The following is a 24209-nucleotide window of genomic DNA, read 5'->3' as shown; positions in this document are numbered from 1 at the left end:
CCGCACCATGACGCTTGCAGTCCAATTCACCCACGTTTCCCGTCAGTTCGGCGAAGTGAAAGCCGTTGACCGGGTTTCCATCGATATCCAGGACGGCGAGTTCTTTTCCATGCTCGGCCCCTCCGGCTCCGGCAAGACCACGTGCCTGCGCCTGATCGCCGGGTTCGAGCAGCCGAGCGCAGGCTCGATCCGTATTCATGGCGAGGAAGCCGCAGGCTTGCCGCCGTACCAGCGCGATGTGAACACCGTGTTCCAGGATTACGCGCTGTTCCCCCATATGAATGTGCGCGACAACGTGGCGTACGGCCTCAAGGTCAAAGGCGTCGCCAAGACCGAGCGCCTGAACCGTGCAGAGGAAGCCTTGGGTATGGTCGCCCTCGGCGGCTACGGCGACCGCAAGCCAGTGCAGCTCTCCGGTGGCCAACGCCAACGGGTAGCCCTGGCCCGTGCGCTGGTCAACCGCCCGCGCGTGTTGCTGCTGGATGAACCGCTGGGCGCCCTCGACCTCAAGCTGCGCGAGCAGATGCAAAGCGAGCTGAAAAAGCTGCAACGCCAACTGGGCATCACCTTTATTTTCGTGACCCACGACCAGACTGAAGCGCTGTCGATGTCGGACCGTGTGGCGGTGTTCAACAAGGGCCGCATCGAGCAAGTCGACACCCCACGCAACCTGTATATGAAACCGGCCACCGCCTTCGTGGCCGAGTTCGTCGGTACCTCCAACGTGATTCGCGGCGAGTTGGCCCAACGCCTCAGCGGCAGTGCCCAGCCGTTCTCGATCCGTCCGGAACACGTACGTTTTGCCGAAGGCCCATTGGGCGCCGGTGAAGTGGAAGTCAGCGGCCTGCTGCACGACATCCAGTACCAGGGCAGCGCCACCCGCTATGAGCTGAAACTGGAAAACGGCCAGGCGCTGAATATCAGCCAGGCCAACAACCAATGGCTGGATATCAGCAGCGGTCATCAGGTCGGTCAGTCGATAACCGCCCGTTGGGCGCGGGAAGCCATGACACCGCTGACCGAAACCGCAGGCGAGGTGTGACATGAGCCTGGCCCTTTCCCAACCGCCGATGCGCAGGTTTTCCAACCTGCTGTACCGCAAGCCCAACCTGTACCTGGCGATGTTGTTGATACCGCCACTGATCTGGTTCGGCGCGATCTACCTGGGGTCGTTGCTGACCCTGCTCTGGCAAGGTTTCTACACCTTCGACGACTTCACCATGGCGGTCACGCCGGACCTGACCCTGGCCAACTTTGCGGCGCTGTTCCAGCCGTCGAACTTCGACATCATCGTGCGCACCTTGAGCATGGCGATCGTGGTGTCCATCGCCAGCGCCATCGTGGCCTTCCCCATCGCCTATTACATGGCGCGCTACACCACGGGCAAGACCAAGGCGTTTTTCTACATCGCGGTGATGATGCCGATGTGGGCCAGCTACATCGTCAAGGCCTATGCCTGGACCTTGCTGCTGGCCAAGGGCGGCGTGGCGCAGTGGTTTGTGCAGCACCTGGGGCTGGAGCCGTTGCTGCAGTTCGTGCTGGGCATTCCCGGCGTGGGCGGTAGCACCTTGAGCACTTCGCACCTGGGGCGGTTCATGGTGTTCGTCTATATCTGGCTACCGTTCATGATCCTGCCGATCCAGGCCTCGCTGGAACGTCTGCCGCCGTCGTTGCTGCAAGCCTCGGCCGACCTTGGAGCCAAGCCGCGCCAGACGTTCATGCAGGTGATCCTGCCGCTGTCGGTGCCGGGGATTGCTGCCGGTTCGATCTTCACGTTCTCACTGACCCTGGGCGATTTCATCGTGCCGCAGCTTGTCGGGCCGCCGGGTTACTTCGTTGGCGGCATGGTCTACGCGCAGCAAGGCGCCATCGGCAACATGCCCATGGCCGCGGCGTTCACCCTGGTGCCGATCGTGCTGATCGCGGTTTACCTGTCCATCGTCAAACGCCTGGGGGCCTTCGATGCACTCTGAAAAATCCTCGTTGGGCCTGAAGATCGCAGCCTGGGGCGGGTTGGTGTTCTTGCACTTCCCGATCCTGATCATCTTCCTGTACGCCTTCAATACCGAAGAAGCTGCGTTCAGCTTTCCACCCCAAGGGTTCACCTTGAAGTGGTTCAGCGTGGCATTCGCCCGGCCGGATGTGCTGGAAGCCATCAAGCTGTCGCTGCAGATCGCGGCCATTGCCACGTTGATCGCCATTGTGCTCGGCACATTGGCCTCGGCCGCGCTGTATCGCCGTGAGTTCTTCGGCAAGCAAGGCGTGTCGCTGATGCTGATCCTGCCGATTGCACTGCCGGGGATCATCACCGGTATCGCGTTGCTGGCAACGTTCAAGACGCTGGGCATCGAGCCCGGGATGTTCACCATCATCGTCGGCCACGCGACCTTCTGCGTGGTGATCGTTTACAACAACGTGATCGCGCGCTTGCGCCGTACCTCCCACAGCCTGATCGAAGCCTCAATGGACCTGGGCGCCGACGGCTGGCAGACCTTCCGCTACATCATCATGCCCAACCTGGGCTCGGCGCTGCTGGCCGGCGGCATGCTCGCCTTTGCGCTGTCGTTCGACGAAATCATCGTCACTACCTTCACCGCCGGCCACGAGCGCACCTTGCCGCTGTGGCTGCTCAACCAGTTGAGCCGCCCGCGCGATGTGCCGGTGACCAACGTGGTGGCGATGCTGGTGATGCTGGTGACGATGTTCCCGATTCTGGGTGCCTATTACCTCACGCGTGGCGGTGAAAGCGTGGCGGGGAGTGGCGGTAAATAACGTTGCGACTGGAGGAACGCCGTTCCCACATTTGGATCCGGTTCCTTCAGAGGACTAACAATTGTTTGAGGAGAGTTGAACCATGCAAACCAAATTACTGATCAACGGCCAACTGGTCGAAGGCGAAGGCCCGGCCCAAGCGGTGTTCAACCCGGCCCTCGGCCGCGTGCTGGTGGAAATCAACGAAGCCAGCGAAGCCCAGGTCGACGCCGCCGTGCGTGCCGCCGATGCGGCCTTTGAAAGCTGGTCGCAAACCGCACCGAAGGATCGCTCCCTGTTGCTGCTGAAACTGGCGGACGTGATCGAGGCCCATGGCGAAGAACTGGCCAAGCTGGAGTCGGACAACTGCGGCAAACCCTACAGCGCCGCGCTGAACGATGAGATCCCGGCGATTGCCGACGTGTTCCGCTTCTTTGCCGGCGCCAGTCGCTGCATGAGCGGCTCGGCTGGCGGCGAGTACCTGCCGGGCCATACGTCGATGATCCGCCGCGACCCAGTGGGCGTGATTGCCTCTATCGCACCGTGGAACTACCCACTGATGATGGTCGCCTGGAAAATCGCCCCGGCGCTGGCCGCAGGTAATACCGTGGTGCTCAAGCCGTCGGAACAAACCCCACTGACCGCGTTGCGCATGGTTGAACTGGCCGCCGAGATTTTCCCGGCGGGTGTACTCAACCTGGTGTTTGGTCGTGGGCCTACGGTAGGCAGCCCGCTGGTGAACCACCCGAAAGTGCGCATGGTGTCGCTGACCGGCTCCATCGCGACCGGCGCGAATATCATCTCCAGCACCGCCGACAGTGTTAAACGCATGCACATGGAACTGGGCGGCAAGGCGCCGGTGATCATTTTCAATGACGCGGACATCGATGCTGCCGTGGAAGGCATTCGCACCTTTGGCTTCTACAACGCCGGGCAGGATTGCACGGCCGCCTGCCGCATTTATGCCCAAGCCGATATCTACGATGCATTCGTCGAGAAACTCGGCGCCGCCGTCGCCAGCATCAAATACGGTTTGCAAGATGACCCTGCCACCGAGCTGGGCCCGTTGATCACGGCGCAACATCGCGACCGCGTGGCCGGGTTTGTCGAGCGTGCAGTGGCGCAGCCGCATATTCGCCTGGTAACCGGCGGCAAGGCGGTGGAAGGCAATGGCTTCTTCTTTGAGCCGACGGTGTTGGCCGACGCGCAGCAGGACGATGAAATCGTGCGTCGTGAAGTGTTCGGGCCGGTGGTTTCCGTGACCAAGTTCAACGATGAAGCGCAGGTGCTGGGTTGGGCCAACGATTCGGACTACGGGCTGGCGTCGTCCGTGTGGACGGCCGATGTGGGCCGCGCCCATCGTTTGGCTGCGCGCTTGCAGTACGGCTGCACGTGGGTGAATACCCACTTCATGTTGGTCAGCGAAATGCCTCACGGCGGTCAGAAACTGTCGGGGTATGGCAAGGACATGTCCATGTACGGGCTTGAGGACTACACCACTGTTCGGCATGTGATGTTCAAGCACTGACGCTGACTCCTCCTGTGGGAGCAAGCCCGCTCCCACAAGGGATCTCCTTATAACAATAAAATTTCGTAGGTATCCATGGACATCACCCGCCGCGACTTCCTCAACGGCGTCGCCATTACCATTGCCGCCGGCATGACGCCGCTGCAACTCCTGCAAGCCGCTCCCGATGGCCGCTACTACCCTCCTGCCCTCACCGGCCTGCGCGGCAGCCATGTGGGTTCGTTTGAAGTGGCGCACCAGATGGGCTGGGAAAAGAAGGTGTTCGACACCGAGAAACTGCCGATCACCGAGGACTATGACCTGGTGGTGGTTGGCGGCGGGTTAAGCGGTTTGTCGGCGGCGTGGTTCTACCGCGAGAAGCACCCGAAGGCGAAGATCCTGATCCTGGAAAACCACGACGACTTCGGTGGCCACGCCAAGCGCAATGAATTCCAGGCCGGTGGCCGCATGATCATCGGCTACGGCGGCAGCGAAGCGTTCCAGTCGCCCAACCACCTCTACAGCAAGGAAGTGAACGGGCTGCTGAAGAAACTGGGGGTCAATATCAAGCGCTTCGAAACCGCCTTCGATCGCCAGTTCTACCCGGGCCTGGGGCTGTCGCGCGGGGTGTTTTTCGACAAGGAAAACTTCGGCGAGGACAAACTGGTAACCGGCGATCCAACCCCCATGGTGGCCGATGACATTGCGCCGGACCAGTTGAATGCGCGCTCCCTGCAAGACTTCATCAATGATTTTCCCTTGCCGGCCGCAGACCGCCAGGCACTGATCGAACTGCACACGGCGCCCAAGGACTACCTGCCGGGCAAATCAGCCGAAGAAAAGGCTGACTACCTGGCAGTCACCAGTTACCGCGATTTCCTGCTCAAGAACGTAGGCTTGTCGGAAGGTGCAGTGAAGTACTTCCAGAGTCGCACCAATGATTTCATGGCGTTGAGCATCGATGCCGTTGCATCGTCCGATGCCTACAGCGTGGGTTTCCCAGGCTTTGCCGGGATGAACCTGGCACCGATCAGCGAAGAAGCCGCGGCGGAAATGGAAGAGCCCTACATCTACCACTTCCCGGATGGCAACGCGTCGGTGGCACGCCTGCTGGTGCGCAGCCTGATCCCTGGGGTTGCGCCGGGGCATACGATGGACGATATCGTGCTGGCGCCCTTTGATTACGCCAAGCTCGATCAACCCAAAGCATCGGTGCGAGTGAGACTGAACAGTACGGCGGTGAGTGTGCGTAACGTCGGCGATAGCGTGCATGTCGGCTACAGCCGTGGCGGACAACTCGCCCAGGTGCGCGGCAAGCGCTGCATCCTGGCCTGCTACAACATGATGATTCCTTACCTGCTCAAAGACCTGCCCGCGCCACAGGCCCACGCCTTGAGCCAAAACGTGAAATACCCGTTGGTGTACACCAAGGTGGTCATTCGTAATTGGCAGTCGTTCCAGAAACTTGGGGTACACGAGATTTACGCGGCGACCCAACCGTACAGCCGGATCAAACTGGATTACCCGGTCAGCATGGGCGGCTACGACCACCCACGCGACCCGACGCAGCCGATTGGCCTGCACATGGTCTACGTGCCCACCAGCCCCAACAGTGGCATGAACGCACGCGACCAGGCACGCGCCGGACGGGGCAAGCTGTACGGGCAGACCTTTGAGCAGCTTGAAGCGCAATTGCGTGACCAGTTGCAACGCATGCTGGGCCCGGGTGGGTTCAATCATGAACGCGACATTCTGGCGATCACTGTCAACCGCTGGTCACATGGTTATGCGAGCTTCTCCAACAGCCTGTTCGATGACGCCGATGAAAGCGAAGCGTGGATGACCCTGGCGAAAAAACCACTGGGGCATGTGAGCATTGCCAACTCGGATGCGGCGTGGAGCGCCTATGCGCACGCGGCGATTGATGAGGCGTTCAGGGCCGTGGGGGAAGTTGCCTGAAATACAGTTTAAATGTGGGAGCGGGCTTGCTCGCGAATACGGTGTGTCAGTCGACACATCTGTGTTTGATGCATTGCTTTCGCGAGCAAGCCCGCTCCCACATTAGATCCTCATGGTGTTTGAGTGCCGTGCCCAGACGCATAGCCGGAAACACCTTGTTTCACATGCAAAGCCATCACCCCGCTATCAATCATTTTTCCTACGTCATCGAACCGCTTAAGCTATCCGGCGTCTGTTTATTGTCCGTAGCGTTTGGTCGAAGGCATGTCCGAACCGTAATTTCTGATCCAGTACGTGCCAGGAACGGCGCAGGATTTGCTCACGACAGGTTGTCTCTATGCACCGCAGGAATTTGCTCAAAGCGTCCATGGCCATTGCGGCTTACACCGGTTTATCGGCCAGCGGCCTGCTCGCTGCGCAGGCTTGGGCAGGCAACCGCGCCGCCGATGGCAAGGCCGTGTCGTTCGATTTTGAAACGTTGAAGACCCAGGCCAAGAGACTCGCCGGGACCGCGTATAAAGACACCAAACAGGTGCTGCCGCCGACCCTGGCGACCATGACGCCACAGAATTTCAACGCTATCGGCTATGACGGCAACCATTCGTTGTGGAAAGAACTGAACGGTCAACTGGACGTGCAGTTCTTCCACGTCGGCATGGGTTTCAAGACGCCCGTGCGCATGCACAGTGTCGACCCCAAGACCCGTGAAGCGCGCGAGGTGCATTTCCGCCCTTCGCTGTTCAACTATGAAAAAACCACGGTAGACACCAAACAGCTGACCGGTGACCTGGGTTTCTCCGGCTTCAAGCTGTTCAAGGCGCCGGAACTGGATCGCCATGACGTGCTGTCGTTTCTGGGCGCCAGTTATTTCCGAGCGGTGGACTCCACGGGCCAGTACGGCCTGTCGGCCCGTGGCCTGGCCATCGATACCTACGCGAAAAAACGCGAGGAATTCCCCGACTTCACGCAGTTCTGGTTCGAAACCCCGGACAAGGACGCCACCCGGTTCGTGGTGTACGCCTTGCTCGACTCGCCGAGCGCCACAGGTGCCTATCGCTTCGATATCGACTGCCAGGCCAACCAGGTGGTGATGGCCATCGACGCCCATATCAATGCGCGTACCGCCATCGAACAACTGGGCATCGCACCAATGACCAGCATGTTCAGCTGCGGCACCCACGAACGCCGCATGTGCGACACCATCCACCCGCAAATCCACGACTCGGACCGTCTGGCGATGTGGCGCGGCAACGGCGAGTGGATCTGCCGTCCGCTGAACAACCCGGCCAAGCTGCAGTTCAACGCGTTTGCCGACAAAGACCCGAAAGGTTTTGGCCTGGTGCAGACCGACCATGAGTTCGCCAGCTACCAGGACACCGTGGACTGGTACAGCAAGCGCCCAAGCCTGTGGGTCGAACCGACCACTGCCTGGGGCGAAGGCTCCATCGACCTGCTGGAAATTCCTACCACCGGCGAAACCCTGGACAACATCGTGGCCTTCTGGACCCCGAAGACGCCTGTGGCCGCCGGCGACTCGCTCAACTATGGCTACAAGCTGTACTGGAGCGCCCTGCCGCCGGTGAGCACACCGTTGGCACAGGTCGATGCGACCCGTTCCGGCATGGGCGGCTTCACCGAAGGCTGGGCACCGGGCGAACATTACCCCGAAGTTTGGGCCCGTCGTTTTGCCGTGGACTTCAAGGGCGGTGGCCTGGACCGCCTGCCGACTGGCACCGGGATCGAGCCGGTGGTGACCTGCTCCCACGGCCAGGTGAAGGATTTCAGCGTGCTGGTGCTCGACAACATCAAGGGTTACCGCATCCTGTTTGACTGGTACCCGACCAGCGACAGCGTGGAGCCAGTAGAACTGCGCCTGTTTATCCGCACCCAGGATCGCACCCTGAGTGAGACCTGGTTGTACCAGTACTTCCCGCCGGCACCGGAGCAGCGCAAGTACACCTGATGCCAAATAAATGTGGGAGCAGATCTGCTCCCACATTTTTAAGGGTGGCTCAGAACCGCGACACACTCTTCATCGCCCCAATCAGATACCGCATCGCCACCTGGTCACTCTCGGTCAGCGCACGGTACTGCTCCACCAACTCAGCTTCTTCCAGACTCAACCTGCGGCCACGCAAGGACAACCTGCGGGTAATAAATGACGCCACTGCACCCGCCACACCAAAGGACTTGGCCATGGACTGCTACTCCTGATATCAATCAAACACTCCTGGTGCCCACCACCTGCATCCCGTGAAGCGCAATGCCTCCGTGAACAAACAGACTGACTCCCTGGGCCAGAAATCAGACTTACCCTAAGCGTAGAAACGATCTCGCCAAGCGTGCGTTTTTTTTAGAGTAATCACTTAAATAATTTCATCGGTTATAAATACCTACAGCGTAATCTCACTGCGCTGGCCAGAAAAAACCCACCGGATCAGGGTGGGTTCTGGTGCAGCTTCTGTAGGCTCAATCCCTCAGGTCAGACTCGTGAATCGGCTGGTCGCGATGAGTCGCCCGCTGATACTGCGCCGGCCAGATTGCCTTGCGTCCGCCCAGGTCATCATCGGCATGCAATGGCCAGTACGGATCACGCAACAGTTCCCGGGCCAGGAAGATGATATCGGCCTGGCAGGTACGCAAGATGTGCTCGGCCTGGGCCGGCTCGGTGATCATGCCAACGGTGCCCGTGGCAATGCCCGACTCTTTACGCACACGTTCGGCGAAGCGGGTCTGGTAGCCAGGGCCGGTGGGGATCTCGGCATTGGCGGCGGTGCCACCCGAGGACACGTCGATCAAGTCCACGCCAAGTTCCTTCAGGCGGCGCGCCAACTCCACAGTTTCATCAGGGTTCCAGCCATCTTCCACCCAGTCGGTCGCCGACACCCGCACAAACAACGGCAGCTCCTGCGGCCAGGCCGCACGCACGGCCTGGGTCACTTGCAGCACCAGACGGATGCGGTTTTCAAACGAACCACCGTACTGATCCTGACGCTGGTTGCTGATGGGCGAGAGGAACTGATGCAGCAGGTACCCATGGGCGGCGTGGATTTCGACCACCTCGAAACCGGCGGTCAATGCGCGCTTGGCAGCCGCGACAAAGTCGGCGATCACTTGCTGGATCTGCCCTTCATCCAATTGCTTGGGCTGCGTGTGGTTGGGGTCGAAGGCAATCGTCGAAGGTCCCACCGGCACCCAACCGCCATCGCCCGGCTTGACGCTGCCGTGCTTGCCGATCCAAGGTCGATGAGTGCTGGCCTTGCGCCCGGCGTGGGCCAGTTGAATCCCAGCCACTGCACCTTGGGCCGCGATAAACCGAGTGATGCGTTGCAGCGGCTCGATCTGGGCGTCGTTCCACAGTCCCAGGTCCTGGGCAGTGATGCGGCCATCGGCGGTCACCGCGGTGGCTTCGGTAAAAATCAGCCCGGCACCGCCCACGGCACGGCTGCCAAGGTGCACCAGGTGCCAGTCATTGGCCAGGCCTTCTTCAGCGGAGTATTGGCACATCGGCGACACCGCTATGCGATTGAGCAGGGTCAATTGGCGCAGGGTATAGGGTTCGAGCAGCTGACTCATGGCGCACCTCTTCTGGGTTCTGTGGGCACTGTTCAACAGTGCTTAGAGCCTAGTCGACAACGGTGGATTGCACAGGGTTCAGATCAGAAAGCGGGAGCCGATTGCCGGCTCCCGTGCAGCAACCGCTTACATTTCGACCTGGGTGCCCAGCTCGATCACCCGGTTTACCGGGAGTTTGAAGAAACGCAGGTTACCGTTTGCGTTCTTCAACATGAACGCGAACAAACCTTCGCGCCAACGCGCCATGCCCTTGATGCGCGACGCAATCACCGTCTCGCGACTGAGGAAGTAGGTGGTGCGCATCGGGCTGAAATCCAGGTCATCGAGGTGACACAGTTTCAGCGCTTCGGGCACGTCCGGCTCGTCGGTGAAACCGAAGTGCAGGATCACACGGAAGAAGCCTTCACCGTAGGAATCCACCTCGAAACGCCGTGCGGCAGGTACACGCGGAATATCCTCGTAGACCACCGTCAGCAACACCACTTGCTCATGCAGCACCTGGTTATGCAGCAGGTTGTGCAACAGCGCGTGGGGCACCGCGTCCGGGCGCGCCGTGAGAAACACCGCCGTACCCTGCACGCGATGGGGCGGTTGCACGCGGATACTGCTGATAAAGATCGGCAGTGGCAGGCCGCCTTCGTCGAGGCGGTCCACCAGCAATTGCTTGCCGCGTTTCCAGGTGGTCATCAGCACAAACAGCACAATCCCCGCCAGTACCGGGAAGGCACCGCCCTGGATGATCTTCGGCACGTTGGCGGCAAAGTACAGGCCATCCACCAACAGGCAGCAGACCAGGACCGGCACCGCCAGTATCGGCGGCCATTTCCACAGCAGCAGCATGACCGCCGACACCAGGATAGTCGTCATCAACATGGTACCGGTCACCGCCACACCGTAGGCCGACGCCAACGCGTTGGAGGACTCGAAGCCCAGCACCAGCAAAATTACCCCGACCATCAGCGACCAGTTCACCGCGCCGATATAGATCTGGCCCTGCTCGGCGCTGGAGGTGTGCTGGATATGCATGCGCGGGATGTAACCCAACTGGATCGCCTGACGGGTCAGGGAAAACGCACCGGAGATGACTGCCTGGGAGGCGATAACCGTTGCCAGGGTGGACAACACCACCAGCGGAATCAGCGCCCAGCTCGGCGCCAGCAGGTAGAAGGGGTTACGTGCGGCTTCCGGGTCGCCGAGCAGCATCGCGCCCTGGCCAAAATAGTTAAGCACCAGCGCGGGGAGCACCAGCATGAACCAGGCGCGTGCGATGGGTTTGCGACCGAAGTGCCCCATGTCGGCGTACAACGCTTCGGCGCCAGTCAGAGCCAGTACGACCGCGCCGAGGATGGCCACGCCAATGCCCGGATGAGCCTCGAAGAAACGCACGGCCCACATCGGATTGATGGCGCTGAGCACTTCAGGATGCAGTGTGATGCCATACACGCCGAGGCCACCCAGCACCAGGAACCACGTCACCATGACCGGCCCGAATAGCTTGCCGATGTGGTCGGTACCGTGCTTCTGGATCAGGAACAACGCCACCAGCACCACCAGGGCGATAGGCACGACCCACTTTTCCAGTCCGTCGAAGGCCAACTCCAGCCCCTCAACGGCGGACAATACGGAAATCGCCGGGGTGATCATGCTGTCACCGTAGAACAGCGCCGCCCCGCATAGGCCACACACCACGAGGAAGCTACGCAGCTTCTTGCGCTCCCCCGCCGCTCGTCGCGCCAGTGCAGTAAGGGCCATGATGCCGCCTTCGCCTTGGTTGTCGGCGCGCAGTACAAACAGCATGTACTTGATCGAGACCACCCAGATCAGCGACCAGAAGATCAGCGCCAAAATCCCCAAGACGCCGTCATGGTTGACTTGCACTCCATAACCGCCGTTGAACACCTCTTTAAGGGTGTAGAGCGGGCTGGTCCCGATATCGCCGTAAACCACCCCGACCGCTGCCACCAACATGCCAATCGGCTTTGCGGTGGAATGCTCGGCACCTGCCGCCGGACTACTTGCCTGACCCATCAACCACTCCTGCCCTTTGACCTGAGGTCTTTTATAAACAGCGCGTCTAAGCTGACACTAGCATGCGCTGTTTTACTTCTCGTAACAGACGTTTTATTGACCCCGGGGATTTCCCCGTGCGCAACGGCGCGAAGCATAGCGCAGCACTCGTCGCATTTCCCTGCATAAAGCTGGTCAAGTGCGTTGCCCGTCGCTAGAATTGCGCACTTTTTGATCAGAGGCACACCAAGTGCCCGTCTACCGCCTTGTCGTGCCCGACTGGCGGCGTCATTCAATACCGAGGTTAGACATGTCCACCACCATCGCAAAAGCCAACCCCAAGGTTGGCTTTGTTTCCCTGGGTTGCCCGCACGCTAGCCAAAATATACAAATTGTTGTTCCGTTAAAGGGAACGTTTTGGTTGACATAGGGCGAGAATATGACTATTTTTCTCCCAAGTCGGCAGCCCTGCCTTAGCGGTGCGTGAAGGAGCTCCTTCGCTGGCTTACCTAATTCGTAAAACCTATGCCTACATGCATAGGTCATCAGACAAAAGTCGAGCAGATGCTCGACTTTTTTTTTGGCTCTTTTTGGATGAGGATGACTGGATGCACCTTCTATATGTTGACGAATCAGGCACGCCAAGCGACCCGAGCCAGAGCTTTTTCATTCTCGCGGGCGTGTCCATCTTTGAACGTCAAACACACTGGGTTGAAACCCAGATGAACGAGATCGCCGCAAGGTTCTTCCCTGAAGACCCCTACGCGATTGAGCTCCACGGTTCGCCGATGAGATCTGGCAAGAGCGAATGGCGGCCTTTTCCGATGGCCGACCGGATTCAAGCTATCAAAGACTGCCTCAGCATCATCGCCAACTCTAAAGGCAAATATCGCCTGTTCGCTTCGGTAGTAGAACGTGGAGCGCATGGGGCAGACGATCCGATCAAATCTTGTTTTGAACAGGTAGCATCGAGGTTTGACAAATACCTCCAACGATTCAATACGCAGGGCAAACCTGAGAGAGGGATCGCAATTTTTGACACCTCCCACACAGAAAAAAGCATCCAGAACCTTGCGAGAACATTCAAGTACGATGGGCACTCATTCGGTAAGCTCAGAAACTTTGCTGAGGTACCACTGTTTCTGGACTCCAAAGCGTCAAGGATGATCCAGTTGGTCGACCTGGTTGCATTTGCGATTTTTCGACACTATCAAGCTGACGATTCGCAATACTTCGACATCATCAAAAATAGCTTCGACAGCGTGGGCGGCACCATACATGGCCTTCATGTCCGTAGAGCGTCCCAAAATGTAGGTGTCGCGGTACAGATCGCGACCACGACGATCGTGACACCCGAGGCAGTGCTGGCGGTCGAAGAGATAGCAATCAACAACGGTTGACCCCGCACGGTAGGGTAAGAATGTGCAAAGTTAAACGAGCGCTGGAAGACTCGCAAAACGCGCCGCCACTTGGCGTCCAGCATTCGAATCGAAACTACCCATCGCGACCTAGTGAGCATTACGAGGAGCGCTGCAGGTTTTGAAAATCGCTCGCTTCGGAAGTTTTCCAACCGCTCACCCAAGCGGGCAGGGGGTCTGCAGAGCTTTCCCCCTGCCCTGCTGTGCTGCCACGAGATGTAAAGGCATTGCATTCCTCTTCCAGACTTTGCAGTCAGTGCAATGACCATTCTCCCGCTAAAGCCCACAGCTGGCCTGGGCTGAGCCCCCCATTGCACTACATTCCACCTTTGCACTTTTTTGCGACGAGAAGCCCGTCGGCGGGAGGGGGATAAGTGCTTTTCTTGTCCATTTTTTTTCACTCAAGCATTTTCCACCAGGTATCGAAATTGATTCGCCAGTTAGGCACACTGTGTCAGTCTCAACACGCTTGATGCCTGCGTATTCGGGTTAAGAAAAGCTCAGATCTTTAAATTAAATGTTCAATAGATTAAGTTACACACATAGATATTACACAAGCTAATCGGGAGCGTCGGCTGGTGTTTTCGGAAAAAAATCTGGTATTTGCGTGGTGGAATACGAGCCTTGCCCCTTCAGGCAACAGCAGGTCGACCGTAGATGAAAGGTTTATGGCATCTCAGGTCATTGTCAGTTTAATTACAGAAATTGGTGCTGACTTCATTGCTCTAGGAGAAATGTCAGATCTAGACCTCATCGACATTTCTAAAATTTGCAAACAATATGGATATAGCGTTCATTCGGGAATCACTAAAGCCGGCAGATCGAAATTCGATATTTGTTACGCATGCAACGACCTAAAACTCTCAATAACCAATTTTAAAGATATAATCTCAAAGAAAGGTGACTCAACACTAAAGATCGCTAAACGCGTCGACTTAATGTCTCTCCTAGACGGCACGGCTTTCCACTTATTTATATCACACTGGCCCAGTCGTCTCTGGTGCGAGCAGAATCATGCTGATAGGCACACTTTCGGCATGCGTTTGCGAGACTCTTTTGACAACCTTGTACAAGAGTCTGATAAGTACCCTTTCGTGATAATGCTCGGCGACTATAATGATGATCCGTTTGATCAGTCTCTCAGCGAGCAAGTCATGGCCAGTCGCGACATTGACATGGTTCGCCGTACGAAACACTTACTTTACAATCCTTTTTGGAGACATCTGTGCAAGCAGTCAGAAACCCACCAAGGAGCGGGAAGTTATTATTACAAAGGTGGTAGAATCACGAAATGGCACACATTCGATCAGCTAATTTATTCTCAGGCATTTCTAACCTCACGTGAATGGACGTATGATCACGGATATAACTTAGTGCATGAAATGCCTGAACTCATAGATATGGTCAAAAACCCCGAATCTGTATTTGATCATTTACCCGTATATGGAAAAATAGAAAAGGTAATAAACCATGGTTAACTTTATTGATTCTTTTAACAAGGGAATTTCGGCGGCGGAAAGAGCCATTGCAAATAAAGACGAGATAGATTCGGTTATCGAACAGCTGAGCGAGCAATTGCAGCAAGCAACCAATGGCAGGCTTAAGATAAGTATCATTCAAAAACAGATACCTCTTTCCGGACTTGCTATTGCAGACATTATGAATAGGAAAACATACTGGGCTATCGCCGCCTCCAACCCGCTTAGCTCTTTTCAACCTAAAGAATTGGCACAATGGACATTTAGTGAAAACGGTTATCCGTGCAAAATCATACTCACAGACGCAGAAATATATTGTGAAGATAAAACAGCTCTGGAAAACGCGCTTGCCAAGATGATTGCGACACCAGAAGCAGGAAAAAAAATGAAATCTGTAATGGAGCAAAAGCCTACTGAGTCAGATGCTTAGTGATTGAATTTAATCAATTAGCGAAAAATAGGGCCTCACTCTGCTAATGGGTGAGATTATTAGGTAGGCAATAAAATCACTTTGCGCTACAGAATGAGCATTACAATTGACTATGCACCATGCTTCAAATATTGCATTACTTCTTCTGCCTTTATTACTAGCCGGCATTGTTACAGCGGCTACCCGCGGAAAAGGGCGCTGGTGGACAATGGCCAGATGGATATCTGCATTTACAATGCACCCTGACCAAGGGCTAGTGAGGCAAGGGCTCTTATGGCTAAGTATTTTAGTACCTCTATTTTATGGTCTGGGGGCGGGCATTATTATATGGGCAGACTACCAAATATCGCTCACACAAGAAGGTCTCGAAACCTTCGTTAAAATAAGCGCAATCCCGCTTGCTTTATTTTCACTATCACTACCGTTAACAATTTTAGTATCTCGCTTACATGCCACCTCCCAAACAGCAAACCAAATAACACTCACCAGACACAAAAACAACATTGACTCTTTTTATTCACACCGAAAAGAATTGTTTAGCTATTTCGCGCAAATCGGCGAAGTGGTGTTTTTGGATTGCATTATTGCAAAATTCAAATTACACCCTCGGATACACAAGAGATTCTTCACCGGCAAACTTGCCGATGGCACACCAATGGCGAACGAGGCGGAATTTAAGACAGTCGAATCCGACATTGAAAATGCACTCTGGAAAATTCACGGTGTGCTTACAGATTTCAATCCGGAGATGACCTACAGTTTGTATGTTGCAAACTTATGCAGCGAAATCTATCGACTCGCACTTACACTAGGACTCACAGAAATATATATAGTCCTAGCGGAAAAAAGCACATTAGTTCCTGCGATCATTGACGAAGAACCAAAAATGTTGCGCACGGTAGGTACTACCACAACAGAGCTAATTGCAGCATTCCGCTACATATATAGCTTTTTCCACAACCTATGTGATTTCGCGGGCATCACCCCACTTGACTCACGAAAGGATCCAGCCTATAGATACATATTTGAAGGGGGAGCCTTTCACAATATAACGATCCCTCCAGTAATTGAAAGATTGCATGCTGAGGACATAAGGAAAAACATAGATAATTACAACTTTTCCAGACTAATGGAAAAACAAAACTCCGCTAACCGGTAATACCTTTAAGTATTTTACTTGAAGCGAGAGCTTGAGCGGCATTACTGGTGAATGAAGCAGCGTTTGCCGGAGAGGACATTGGACCAGATCTGAGCCAATTGTGCCTGCGCTTGAATCGGTTCAGCCCGACTTAGTCGATCAAGTCCCTCGACGACTAAAACAGAACCATCAGCTATCCTTCCATCTTCTACTGCTTGAAGAAATACACCCAGCGCCCCTTGCTTGACGTGATGTTGGTGATAAGCGGATAACCCCTCATCTCTTAAAGACAATGACTCATCCAAAACCAGTCCTTTCTCGCTTGCCCAACGCTGAGCATACTGAAGCTGACGGTCCGCGCTGCTGCCAATCGCCTGCCTAGGATCAGAGAAACGTAGGTAGCTATATACCTTTGCCATCATTCGTTGCCTAGATGCATCCATTAGGATCAGGCCTGTTCATTTTTTGTGGGCGCTTTCTTCACTTTTTCCAATATTCCAGCTAACGATTCAAACATTTGAACCATGTGATTCACATCTCCCGCTTTAGAATTAATAGCTTCCGGCCACTTAATTTCTTCCGCCAAAACCTTTAGCACTTGAGCTTTCGATTCAACATTTCCTTCCACCCCTCCAACAGAAAACTCTTTTACAGCATAATACGATAGAAGATAACGATCGAAGACGGATCTAACTCTCATAAACTGAATAGACGAATCAATAAAACTTCTATACTGCTTCAGAAACCATGCAGCCAAAAATTCAACCACAAGGAAAGTTAAGGAGCAGGAAACTACGCCATAGATCAGAGGCTTATCAACCCCCCAAACATGAGCTACCACTTGCCATACCAAAATTGATGAGACGTAAAAATATATACCACGACGCAGGTACATTGTCCCTGTATCCAACAATTTTGAGGCCTTCTTCTCCGAAGTTTCAATATGCTTATCAAGGGATTTTATCGACCGATGAATATAGTACTCAATAGCGCTAAACTCATGCAGCTCCACCTTACTATCTGCATCTTCGCGTTGATTCTCAGCTCCGCTATCCTGACCAGCTTTAACTTGCAAAATTTCAAACCTCAGCTCTGAAATTTGTGCCTCCACCTTACTTAAACTCGCTCTTTCGTCGATATCTACGAAAGTGGAGGTTACCTCCGATTTAAACAGATACTCTTGAAACTGCGAAACAACAAACAAAACAAAGCCAACAGCAAGAATTGATATAACCACAATCGCTTTAAAATCAATTCCCGACAACAGCCGCCTCAAAACATCCGACTCAATATCGCTGGGAAAGAGCAGTAAAAACAGAGTCAAGCAAGCCGCTACGGCAGACGCAATTATAAGTTGGGATTTGCGAACAAAGTCTGCTCTGCTATTACGTGAATCGGGGACCGCCTTATTAGAAAGCTCCTCAGTTTCACTCAAAAGTAGACTATCAAATGCTGAAGCACCGTCAGCATTACCTCCAGAACTTTGCCCCCCTCCATTACTAGCAACTTTACTCATTTGATAAATACTCCTAATTCGCAATAATACGAATGATTATTATATGCAACTATTCCTTTTGCGCATTTTTTGAACACCGACTAGAATCGCGCGCCTTAAATTTCAACAGGGCGTGCCCTGCAGGCTGGAAGTATATGAGCAATAATCCACGTGTAGGGTTTATATCGCTAGGGTGCCCGAAGGCTCTGGTCGACTCCGAGCGCATCCTCACGCAGCTGCGTATGGAAGGCTATGACGTTGTGTCCACCTACCAGGACGCCGACGTGGTGGTGGTCAACACCTGCGGCTTCATCGACTCGGCCAAGGCGGAGTCCCTGGAAGTGATCGGCGAAGCCATCAAGGAAAACGGCAAGGTCATCGTGACCGGCTGCATGGGTGTGGAAGAAGGCAATATCCGCAACGTACACCCGAGCGTGCTGGCCGTGACCGGTCCACAGCAGTACGAGCAGGTAGTCAACGCCGTGCACGAAGTGGTGCCGCCGCGTCAGGACCACAACCCGCTGATCGACCTGGTGCCGCCACAGGGCATCAAGCTGACCCCGCGTCACTACGCGTACCTGAAGATTTCCGAAGGCTGCAACCACAGCTGCAGCTTCTGCATCATCCCGTCGATGCGCGGCAAGCTGGTCAGCCGCCCGGTCGGTGATGTACTGGACGAGGCGCAGCGCCTGGTCAAATCCGGCGTGAAAGAGCTGCTGGTGATCTCTCAGGACACCAGCGCCTACGGCGTCGACGTGAAATACCGCACGGGTTTCTGGAACGGCGCGCCGGTGAAAACCCGCATGACCGAACTCTGCGAAGCCTTGAGCAGCCTGGGTGTGTGGGTGCGCCTGCACTACGTTTACCCGTACCCGCACGTGGACGAACTGATCCCGTTGATGGCTGCCGGCAAGATCCTGCCGTACCTGGACATCCCGTTCCAGCACGCCAGCCCCAAAGTGCTCAAGGCGATGAAACGCCCGGCCTTTGAAGACAAGACCCTGGCGCGTATCAAGAACTGGCGCGAGATCTGCCCAGAGCTGATCATCCGCTCCACCTTCATCGTCGGCTTCCCCGGCGAAACCGAAGAAGACTTCCAGTACCTGCTGGATTGGTTGACTGAAGCACAGTTGGATCGCGTCGGTTGCTTCCAGTATTCGCCGGTTGAAGGCGCACCAGCCAACCTGCTGGACCTGGCCGTAGTGCCAGACGACGTCAAGCAAGACCGTTGGGAGCGCTTCATGGCGCATCAACAGGCGATCAGCTCGGCACGTTTGCAACTGCGCATCGGCAAGGAAATCGAAGTGCTGATCGACGAAGTCGACGAGCAAGGCGCAGTGGGCCGTTGCTTCTTCGATGCGCCGGAGATCGACGGTAACGTGTTTATCGACGATGCCAGCGGTTTGAAGCCGGGCGACAAAGTTTGGTGCACCGTGACGGATGCCGACGAGTACGACTTGTGGGCCGAAAAGCGCGACTAAATCTGTAAAGATTTAAAAAAGCCCCGCCTCTGGACAAGATGCGGGGCTTTTTTAGGTCTATCGTTTTGCCCATCAGCGCACATCAAGGCAAGGGGCAGCGGGCATGCGTCAGCATTCGGTTATCCACACACCTAAAACCAGCGACTACACGCACTTGGCGCGAATCTGGGAAGACTCGGTACGGGCGACCCATGACTTCCTGCCAGACAGCTACATCGTGTTGCTGAAGAACCTGGTGCTGACACGCTATCTGGATTCGGTGATGTTGATCTGCACCAAGGACCTGCGCCAGCGCATCACCGGTTTTGCCGGGGTGGCGGCGGGTAAGGTGGAGATGCTGTTTATCGACCCACAGCACAGGGGCGAAGGCTTGGGCCGGCAATTGCTGCGATACGCGATTGAGCACATGAATGCCGATGAACTGGACGTCAACGAGCAGAACCCCCAGGCGCTGGGCTTTTACTTCAAGCAAGGGTTCGAGGTGGTCGGACGTACGGAGCATGACGGCCTGGGGCAGCCGTATCCGTTGCTGCATATGCGTTTGCGCCAAGTGCAGCAACAAGCTCGCCAGGGCTAATTGAAATGGAGCCGGGATTAACCGGCCCCACACAGGTACAATAGCTGCCCCCTTTTGTTACGGCCCTTGTCATGACTGACCCCATACGCCTCTCCAAACGCCTTATCGAACTGGTCGGTTGCTCCCGTCGGGAGGCTGAGCTGTTTATCGAAGGCGGCTGGGTCTCGGTGGACGGTGAAGTGATCGACGAGCCGCAGTTCAAGGTCACCACCCAGAAGGTCGAACTCGACCCAGAAGCCAAGGCCACCGCGCCAGAGCCAGTGACCATCCTGCTGCACGCCCCTGCCGGCGTGGATGCCGAGACCGCGCTGGCCACCATCAGCGCCGAGACCTTGTCCGAAGAACACCGCTTCGGCAAGCGCCCGCTCAAGGGCCACTTCCTGCGCCTGACCGCCAGCGCCGACCTGCAAGCCAAGGCCAGCGGCCTGTTGGTATTTACCCAGGACTGGAAGATCCTGCGCAAGTTAACCGCCGATGCCGCCAAGATCGAGCAGGAATACGTGGTGGAAGTCGAAGGCGACATGGTTGCCCACGGCCTCAACCGCCTCAACCACGGCCTGACGTACAAAGGCAAGGAACTGCCGGCGGTCAAAGCCAGCTGGCAGAACGAAAACCGCCTGCGTTTTGCGCTGAAAAACCCGCAGCCGGGCGTCATCGCACTGTTCTGCGAAGCGGTTGGCCTCAAGGTCATCGCCATTCGCCGCATCCGCATCGGCGGCGTGTCCATCGGCAAAGTGCCGGTCGGCCAATGGCGTTACCTGTCCGGCAAAGAGAAGTTCTAAGCCGCTCCCCTTTTTTCGACACCGCCTGATTCGGCGGTGTCCCCAGTTGAATACCAGGATTGCCCACCATGATTCACAACGACGTACTGCGCAGCGTGCGCTACATGCTCGACATCAGCGACAACAAGATGGTCGAGATCATCAAGCTCGGCGGCATGGACGTAACCAAGGAAGACCTGCTCACCTACCTCAAGAAAGATGAGGAAGAAGGCTTTGTGTTCTGCCCGGATGACGTCATGGCGCACTTCCTCGACGGCCTGGTGATCTTCAAGCGCGGCAAGGACGAAAGCCGTCCGCCACAGCCGATCGAAACCCCAGTGACCAACAACATCATCCTCAAGAAGCTGCGCGTAGCCTTCGAACTGAAAGAAGACGACATGCATGCCATCCTCAAGGCCGCCGAGTTCCCGGTGTCCAAGCCAGAGCTGAGCGCGCTGTTCCGCAAGTTCGGCCACACCAACTACCGCACGTGTGGCGATCAGTTGCTGCGTAATTTCCTCAAGGGCCTGACCTTGCGGGTTCGCACCTAAGCCATGCATTACAACGTCTCGCCCGTCGGTTTCGTACGTTCCTGTTTCAAGGAGAAGTTCGCCATCCCGCGTCAGCCGCAATTGGCGCCCGCCGCCCGTGGCGTGCTGGAGTTGGTGGCGCCGTTTGACGGCGGCGAGGCAGTGCAGGGCTTGGAGCAAGTCAGCCATGTGTGGCTGCTGTTTCTGTTCCACCAAGCCCTGGAAGACAAGCCACGCCTGAAGGTGCGCCCGCCGCGCCTGGGCGGCAACACGTCCATGGGCGTGTTTGCCACCCGTGCGACCCACCGGCCCAACGGCATCGGCCAGTCGGTGGTGAAGCTCGACAAGATGGAGCCCGGCAAGCTGTGGATTTCCGGGATCGATTTGCTCGATGGCACGCCGGTGCTGGATATCAAGCCATATGTGCCGTACGCAGACATCATCGACACCGCGACCAATGACATGGCCAGTGGCGCCCCTACGTTGATTCCTGTGCAGTGGCTGAAGACCGCGCTGCATCAGGCACAAAGCCATGCCCAGCGGCTGGATGAGCCGTTGGTGGCGTTGATTGAGCAGTGCTTGGCGCAAGACCCGCGGCCGGCGTATCAAGCGCCTGGGCCTGAGCGTGAGTATGGCGCGCAGTTTTGGGATGTGGATGTGCGGTGGCACTATCCCGAGGCGGGGCTGATTTGTGTGCTGGAAGTGCTTCCAGCCCAGTAACTCGCACAAACGAAAAAGCCCGCGCTGCCTGTGAAGGCAGCGCGGGCTTTTTTTTGCGAACGCGTTCTCTGTAGGAGCGAGCTTGCTCGCGAAAAACGCAAACTCGCCGCGTTAATCCAGGACGCCAGCGTTATCGTTGACGACCTTCGCGAGCAAGCTCGCTCCTACAAGTGACCAGAAGTCACTTCTCGACGAACGCACGCTCGATCAAATAGTCACCCGGCTCACGCATGCGTGGCGAAACCTTCAGGCCGAAGCTGTTCAGCACTTCGCTGGTTTCATCCAACATGCTTGGGCTGCCGCACAGCATGGCGCGGTCGTCCTCTGGGTTGATCGGTGGCAGGCCGATGTCGGTGAACAGCTTGCCGCTGCGCATCAGATCGGTCAGGCGGCCTTCGTTTTCGAACGGCTCGCGGGTCACGGTCGGGTAGTAGATCAACTTTTCACGCAGGGCTTCACCGAAGAACTCGTTCTGCGGCAGGTGCTCGGTGATGAATTCGCGGTAGGCGACTTCGTTGACGTAACGCACGCCGTGGCACAGGATCACTTTTTCAAAGCGCTCGTAGGTTTCCGGGTCCTGGATCACACTCATGAAGGGTGCGAGGCCAGTACCGGTGCTGAGCAGGTACAGGTGTTTGCCCGGCTTCAAATCGTCAAGCACCAGGGTGCCTGTCGGTTTTTTGCTGATGATGATCTCGTCGCCTTCCTTCAAGTGCTGCAATTGGGAAGTCAGCGGGCCATCTGGAACCTTGATGCTGAAGAACTCCAAATGCTCTTCCCAGTTCGGGCTGGCAATGGAGTAAGCGCGCATGAGCGGGCGGCCGTTGGGCTGTTGCAGGCCGATCATCACGAACTGACCGTTCTCGAAGCGCAGGCCCGGATCGCGGGTGCACTTGAAGCTGAACAGAGTGTCGTTCCAGTGATGAACACTGAGGACACGCTCGTGGTTCATGTTGCTCATGTACGGGGGACTCCTGGAAATGGGTCTGCGCCACAAAGATAGATGCGCAATTGCACAGCATTCTAATGGCGGCGACAATATCTGTTAACTGGATTATTAAGATAAGGGTTATCGGTTATATCGATATGCGATTTACTCTCCGTCAACTGCAAGTCTTCGTCGCCGTCGCCCAGCAGGAAAGCGTCTCGCGCGCTGCTGGCCTTCTGGCCCTATCTCAATCCGCCGCCAGCACCTCGATCACCGAGCTGGAGCGTCAATCCAGCTGCCAATTATTCGACCGCGCAGGCAAGCGTCTAAGCCTCAACGCCCTCGGTCATCAGCTATTGCCTCAAGCGGTGGCGCTGCTGGACCAGGCCAAGGAGATCGAGGACCTGCTCAACGGCAAGTCCGGCTTTGGTTCCCTGGCGGTCGGCGCCACCCTGACCATCGGCAACTACCTGGCCACCCTGCTGATCGGCAGCTTTATGCAGCAGCACCCCGAGAGCCAGGTGAAGCTGCATGTGCAGAACACTGCTCATATCGTGCACCAGGTTGCGCACTACGAAATTGACCTGGGTCTAATCGAAGGCGACTGCAGCCACCCCGATATCGAGGTGCAAACCTGGGTGGAAGATGAGCTGGTGGTGTTTTGCGCCCCGCAACATCACCTGGCCAAGCGTGGTGTGGCGAGCATGGACGAGTTGACCCATGAGGCGTGGATCCTGCGGGAACAGGGCTCTGGCACACGCCTGACATTCGACCAAGCCATGCGCCATCACCGTAGCGCGCTGAATATCCGGCTGGAGCTGGAGCATACCGAGGCGATTAAGCGGGCAGTGGAGTCAGGGTTGGGGATTGGCTGCATTTCACGGCTGGCACTGCGCGATGCATTCCGCCGTGGCAGCCTGGTGCCAGTGGAAACCCCGGACCTGGACCTGGCCCGGCAGTTCTACTTCATCTGGCATAAACAGAAGTACCAGACCTCGGCAATGCGCGAGTTCCTGGAACTGTGCCGCGCTTTCACCGCCGGGGTTCAGCGCAGCGACGAGATCGTGCTGCCGAGCATTGCCTGAGGGCTAGATCAGGATCACGGCCCACACCAGGGTAATCATGGTCAATGCCACGAACTGTGCGGCGCTGCCCATGTCCTTGGCGTTTTTGGACAGCGGGTGACGGTCCAGGGAAATCCGGTCAATCGCCGCTTCCACCGCCGAATTAAGCAACTCGACGATCAGGGCCAACAGGCAGACCGCGATCAGCAACGCACGCTCGACCCGGCTGACGTGCAGGAAAAAGCTCACCGGGATCAGGATGACGTTGAGCAACACCAACTGACGGAATGCCGCCTCGCCGGTAAAAGCTGCACGCAGGCCATCCAGGGAGTAGCCCCCTGCATTGAAGATACGTTTGATACCGGTTTGACCCTTGAAAGGCGACATAG

General features: G+C 56.4%; 22 protein-coding genes and 1 pseudogene. 16 read left to right on the top strand and 7 right to left on the bottom strand.

Features of this window, described 5'->3' with window-relative positions; all coding sequences use genetic code 11:
• Positions 1-7: 7 nt before the first annotated feature.
• The 6 genes from HF257_RS10940 (at position 8) to HF257_RS10915 (ending at position 8180) form a co-directional block, all read left to right on the top strand.
• Entirely contained in the window at positions 8-1042 is a 1035-nt protein-coding gene (locus HF257_RS10940) for an ABC transporter ATP-binding protein (protein ID WP_185707488.1), read from the top strand.
• Between the two features lies 1 nt (position 1043).
• Positions 1044-1973, top strand: a complete 930-nt coding sequence (locus HF257_RS10935) for an ABC transporter permease (protein WP_185707490.1) — start codon at positions 1044-1046, stop codon at positions 1971-1973.
• Positions 1963-2772: an ABC transporter permease gene (locus tag HF257_RS10930; protein ID WP_185707492.1), complete on the top strand. Its 810-nt coding sequence runs from the start codon at positions 1963-1965 to the stop codon at positions 2770-2772. Before HF257_RS10935 ends, HF257_RS10930 begins: the two co-directional genes overlap by 11 nt.
• 82 nt (positions 2773-2854) lie before the next feature.
• The gene (locus tag HF257_RS10925; protein WP_185707494.1) at positions 2855-4279 is read left to right on the top strand and encodes a gamma-aminobutyraldehyde dehydrogenase; all 1425 of its coding nucleotides are present in this window, start codon (positions 2855-2857) and stop codon (positions 4277-4279) included.
• A gap of 75 nt (positions 4280-4354) precedes the next feature.
• On the top strand, positions 4355-6217 hold the full coding sequence (locus HF257_RS10920; RefSeq protein ID WP_185707496.1) for an NAD(P)/FAD-dependent oxidoreductase: 1863 nt from the start codon (positions 4355-4357) through the stop codon (positions 6215-6217).
• A 337-nt stretch (positions 6218-6554) separates the two neighbouring features.
• Complete coding sequence (locus HF257_RS10915; protein ID WP_185707498.1) at positions 6555-8180, top strand: glucan biosynthesis protein D; 1626 nt, start codon at positions 6555-6557, stop codon at positions 8178-8180.
• Positions 8181-8229: 49 nt separating this feature from the next.
• On the opposite strand, the gene HF257_RS10910 is transcribed toward HF257_RS10915, so the two are convergent.
• The 3 genes from HF257_RS10910 to HF257_RS10900 form a co-directional block, all read right to left on the bottom strand.
• Positions 8230-8415 (bottom strand): hypothetical protein, encoded by a 186-nt coding sequence (locus HF257_RS10910; RefSeq protein ID WP_185707500.1) that lies wholly within the window; start codon positions 8413-8415, stop codon positions 8230-8232.
• A gap of 271 nt (positions 8416-8686) precedes the next feature.
• Positions 8687-9793, bottom strand: coding sequence for an NADH:flavin oxidoreductase/NADH oxidase (locus tag HF257_RS10905; protein ID WP_185707502.1), 1107 nt, complete (start codon positions 9791-9793; stop codon positions 8687-8689).
• 126 nt (positions 9794-9919) lie between these two features.
• Positions 9920-11821, bottom strand: coding sequence for a potassium transporter Kup (locus HF257_RS10900; RefSeq protein WP_185707504.1), 1902 nt, complete (start codon positions 11819-11821; stop codon positions 9920-9922).
• 587 nt (positions 11822-12408) lie between these two features.
• On the opposite strand from HF257_RS10900, the gene HF257_RS10895 reads away from it, so the two are divergent.
• The 4 genes from HF257_RS10895 to HF257_RS10880 all read left to right on the top strand — a co-directional run bounded on the left by HF257_RS10895 (position 12409) and on the right by HF257_RS10880 (position 16285).
• Positions 12409-13200, top strand: coding sequence for a DUF3800 domain-containing protein (locus tag HF257_RS10895; protein ID WP_185707506.1), 792 nt, complete (start codon positions 12409-12411; stop codon positions 13198-13200).
• 596 nt (positions 13201-13796) lie between these two features.
• Complete coding sequence (locus HF257_RS10890; protein WP_185707508.1) at positions 13797-14696, top strand: endonuclease/exonuclease/phosphatase family protein; 900 nt, start codon at positions 13797-13799, stop codon at positions 14694-14696.
• Positions 14689-15126 carry a hypothetical protein gene (locus HF257_RS10885; protein WP_185707510.1) on the top strand — a complete coding sequence of 146 codons (438 nt, stop codon included), beginning with the start codon at positions 14689-14691 and terminating at the stop codon, positions 15124-15126. Before HF257_RS10890 ends, HF257_RS10885 begins: the two co-directional genes overlap by 8 nt.
• Before the next feature lie 106 nt (positions 15127-15232).
• Positions 15233-16285, top strand: coding sequence for a hypothetical protein (locus HF257_RS10880; protein ID WP_185707512.1), 1053 nt, complete (start codon positions 15233-15235; stop codon positions 16283-16285).
• An 86-nt stretch (positions 16286-16371) separates the two neighbouring features.
• Here the strand turns inward: HF257_RS10880 and HF257_RS10875 are convergent.
• Positions 16372-16686, bottom strand: a pseudogene (locus tag HF257_RS10875) (recombinase family protein); the annotation flags it as partial.
• Positions 16687-16712: 26 nt separating this feature from the next.
• A complete protein-coding gene (locus HF257_RS10870) occupies positions 16713-17780 on the bottom strand; it encodes a hypothetical protein (RefSeq protein WP_185707514.1) in 1068 nt (355 codons plus the stop codon).
• 134 nt (positions 17781-17914) lie between these two features.
• Here HF257_RS10870 and rimO point away from each other — a divergent pair, with 134 nt between their 5' ends.
• The 5 genes from rimO (at position 17915) to tsaA (ending at position 21828) form a co-directional block, all read left to right on the top strand.
• Positions 17915-19240 carry a 30S ribosomal protein S12 methylthiotransferase RimO gene (rimO, locus tag HF257_RS10865; protein WP_038449095.1) on the top strand — a complete coding sequence of 442 codons (1326 nt, stop codon included), beginning with the start codon at positions 17915-17917 and terminating at the stop codon, positions 19238-19240.
• Positions 19241-19343: 103 nt separating this feature from the next.
• Positions 19344-19817: a GNAT family N-acetyltransferase gene (locus HF257_RS10860; protein ID WP_185707516.1), complete on the top strand. Its 474-nt coding sequence runs from the start codon at positions 19344-19346 to the stop codon at positions 19815-19817.
• A gap of 71 nt (positions 19818-19888) precedes the next feature.
• Positions 19889-20599 (top strand): rRNA pseudouridine synthase, encoded by a 711-nt coding sequence (locus tag HF257_RS10855; RefSeq protein ID WP_185707518.1) that lies wholly within the window; start codon positions 19889-19891, stop codon positions 20597-20599.
• A gap of 68 nt (positions 20600-20667) precedes the next feature.
• Positions 20668-21129, top strand: a complete 462-nt coding sequence (locus HF257_RS10850; protein WP_185707520.1) for a YehS family protein — start codon at positions 20668-20670, stop codon at positions 21127-21129.
• Positions 21130-21132: 3 nt separating this feature from the next.
• Positions 21133-21828, top strand: a complete 696-nt coding sequence (gene tsaA, locus HF257_RS10845; RefSeq protein ID WP_185707522.1) for a tRNA (N6-threonylcarbamoyladenosine(37)-N6)-methyltransferase TrmO — start codon at positions 21133-21135, stop codon at positions 21826-21828.
• A gap of 181 nt (positions 21829-22009) precedes the next feature.
• Here tsaA and fpr read toward each other — a convergent pair whose 3' ends face one another.
• The gene (gene fpr / locus HF257_RS10840) at positions 22010-22789 is read right to left on the bottom strand and encodes a ferredoxin-NADP reductase (protein ID WP_124526086.1); all 780 of its coding nucleotides are present in this window, start codon (positions 22787-22789) and stop codon (positions 22010-22012) included.
• Positions 22790-22914: 125 nt separating this feature from the next.
• Here fpr and HF257_RS10835 point away from each other — a divergent pair, with 125 nt between their 5' ends.
• Positions 22915-23841, top strand: coding sequence for a LysR family transcriptional regulator (locus tag HF257_RS10835; protein ID WP_010212678.1), 927 nt, complete (start codon positions 22915-22917; stop codon positions 23839-23841).
• A gap of 3 nt (positions 23842-23844) precedes the next feature.
• Here the strand turns inward: HF257_RS10835 and HF257_RS10830 are convergent, their stop codons facing one another.
• Positions 23845-24207, bottom strand: coding sequence for a diacylglycerol kinase (locus HF257_RS10830; RefSeq protein ID WP_110624367.1), 363 nt, complete (start codon positions 24205-24207; stop codon positions 23845-23847).
• Positions 24208-24209: the final 2 nt, after the last annotated feature.

This window comes from Pseudomonas cremoris (assembly GCF_014230465.1).
Note: the sequence above shows the minus strand (reverse complement) of the source record. Positions and strands in the feature narration are given on the sequence as shown.

Bases quoted from the DNA above. Each gene is read 5' to 3' on its own strand.
- HF257_RS10940 (WP_185707488.1), top strand. From the start codon at position 8: ATGACGCTTGCAGTCCAATTCACCCACGTTTCCCGTCAGTTCGGCGAA.
- HF257_RS10935 (WP_185707490.1), top strand. From the start codon at position 1,044: ATGAGCCTGGCCCTTTCCCAACCGCCGATGCGCAGGTTTTCCAACCTG.
- HF257_RS10930 (WP_185707492.1), top strand. From the start codon at position 1,963: ATGCACTCTGAAAAATCCTCGTTGGGCCTGAAGATCGCAGCCTGGGGC.
- HF257_RS10925 (WP_185707494.1), top strand. From the start codon at position 2,855: ATGCAAACCAAATTACTGATCAACGGCCAACTGGTCGAAGGCGAAGGC.
- HF257_RS10920 (WP_185707496.1), top strand. From the start codon at position 4,355: ATGGACATCACCCGCCGCGACTTCCTCAACGGCGTCGCCATTACCATT.
- HF257_RS10915 (WP_185707498.1), top strand. From the start codon at position 6,555: ATGCACCGCAGGAATTTGCTCAAAGCGTCCATGGCCATTGCGGCTTAC.
- HF257_RS10910 (WP_185707500.1), bottom strand. From the start codon at position 8,415: ATGGCCAAGTCCTTTGGTGTGGCGGGTGCAGTGGCGTCATTTATTACC.
- HF257_RS10905 (WP_185707502.1), bottom strand. From the start codon at position 9,793: ATGAGTCAGCTGCTCGAACCCTATACCCTGCGCCAATTGACCCTGCTC.
- HF257_RS10900 (WP_185707504.1), bottom strand. From the start codon at position 11,821: ATGGGTCAGGCAAGTAGTCCGGCGGCAGGTGCCGAGCATTCCACCGCA.
- HF257_RS10895 (WP_185707506.1), top strand. From the start codon at position 12,409: ATGCACCTTCTATATGTTGACGAATCAGGCACGCCAAGCGACCCGAGC.
- HF257_RS10885 (WP_185707510.1), top strand. From the start codon at position 14,689: ATGGTTAACTTTATTGATTCTTTTAACAAGGGAATTTCGGCGGCGGAA.
- HF257_RS10870 (WP_185707514.1), bottom strand. From the start codon at position 17,780: ATGAGTAAAGTTGCTAGTAATGGAGGGGGGCAAAGTTCTGGAGGTAAT.
- rimO (WP_038449095.1), top strand. From the start codon at position 17,915: ATGAGCAATAATCCACGTGTAGGGTTTATATCGCTAGGGTGCCCGAAG.
- HF257_RS10860 (WP_185707516.1), top strand. From the start codon at position 19,344: ATGCGTCAGCATTCGGTTATCCACACACCTAAAACCAGCGACTACACG.
- HF257_RS10855 (WP_185707518.1), top strand. From the start codon at position 19,889: ATGACTGACCCCATACGCCTCTCCAAACGCCTTATCGAACTGGTCGGT.
- HF257_RS10850 (WP_185707520.1), top strand. From the start codon at position 20,668: ATGATTCACAACGACGTACTGCGCAGCGTGCGCTACATGCTCGACATC.
- tsaA (WP_185707522.1), top strand. From the start codon at position 21,133: ATGCATTACAACGTCTCGCCCGTCGGTTTCGTACGTTCCTGTTTCAAG.
- fpr (WP_124526086.1), bottom strand. From the start codon at position 22,789: ATGAGCAACATGAACCACGAGCGTGTCCTCAGTGTTCATCACTGGAAC.
- HF257_RS10835 (WP_010212678.1), top strand. From the start codon at position 22,915: ATGCGATTTACTCTCCGTCAACTGCAAGTCTTCGTCGCCGTCGCCCAG.
- HF257_RS10830 (WP_110624367.1), bottom strand. From the start codon at position 24,207: ATGTCGCCTTTCAAGGGTCAAACCGGTATCAAACGTATCTTCAATGCA.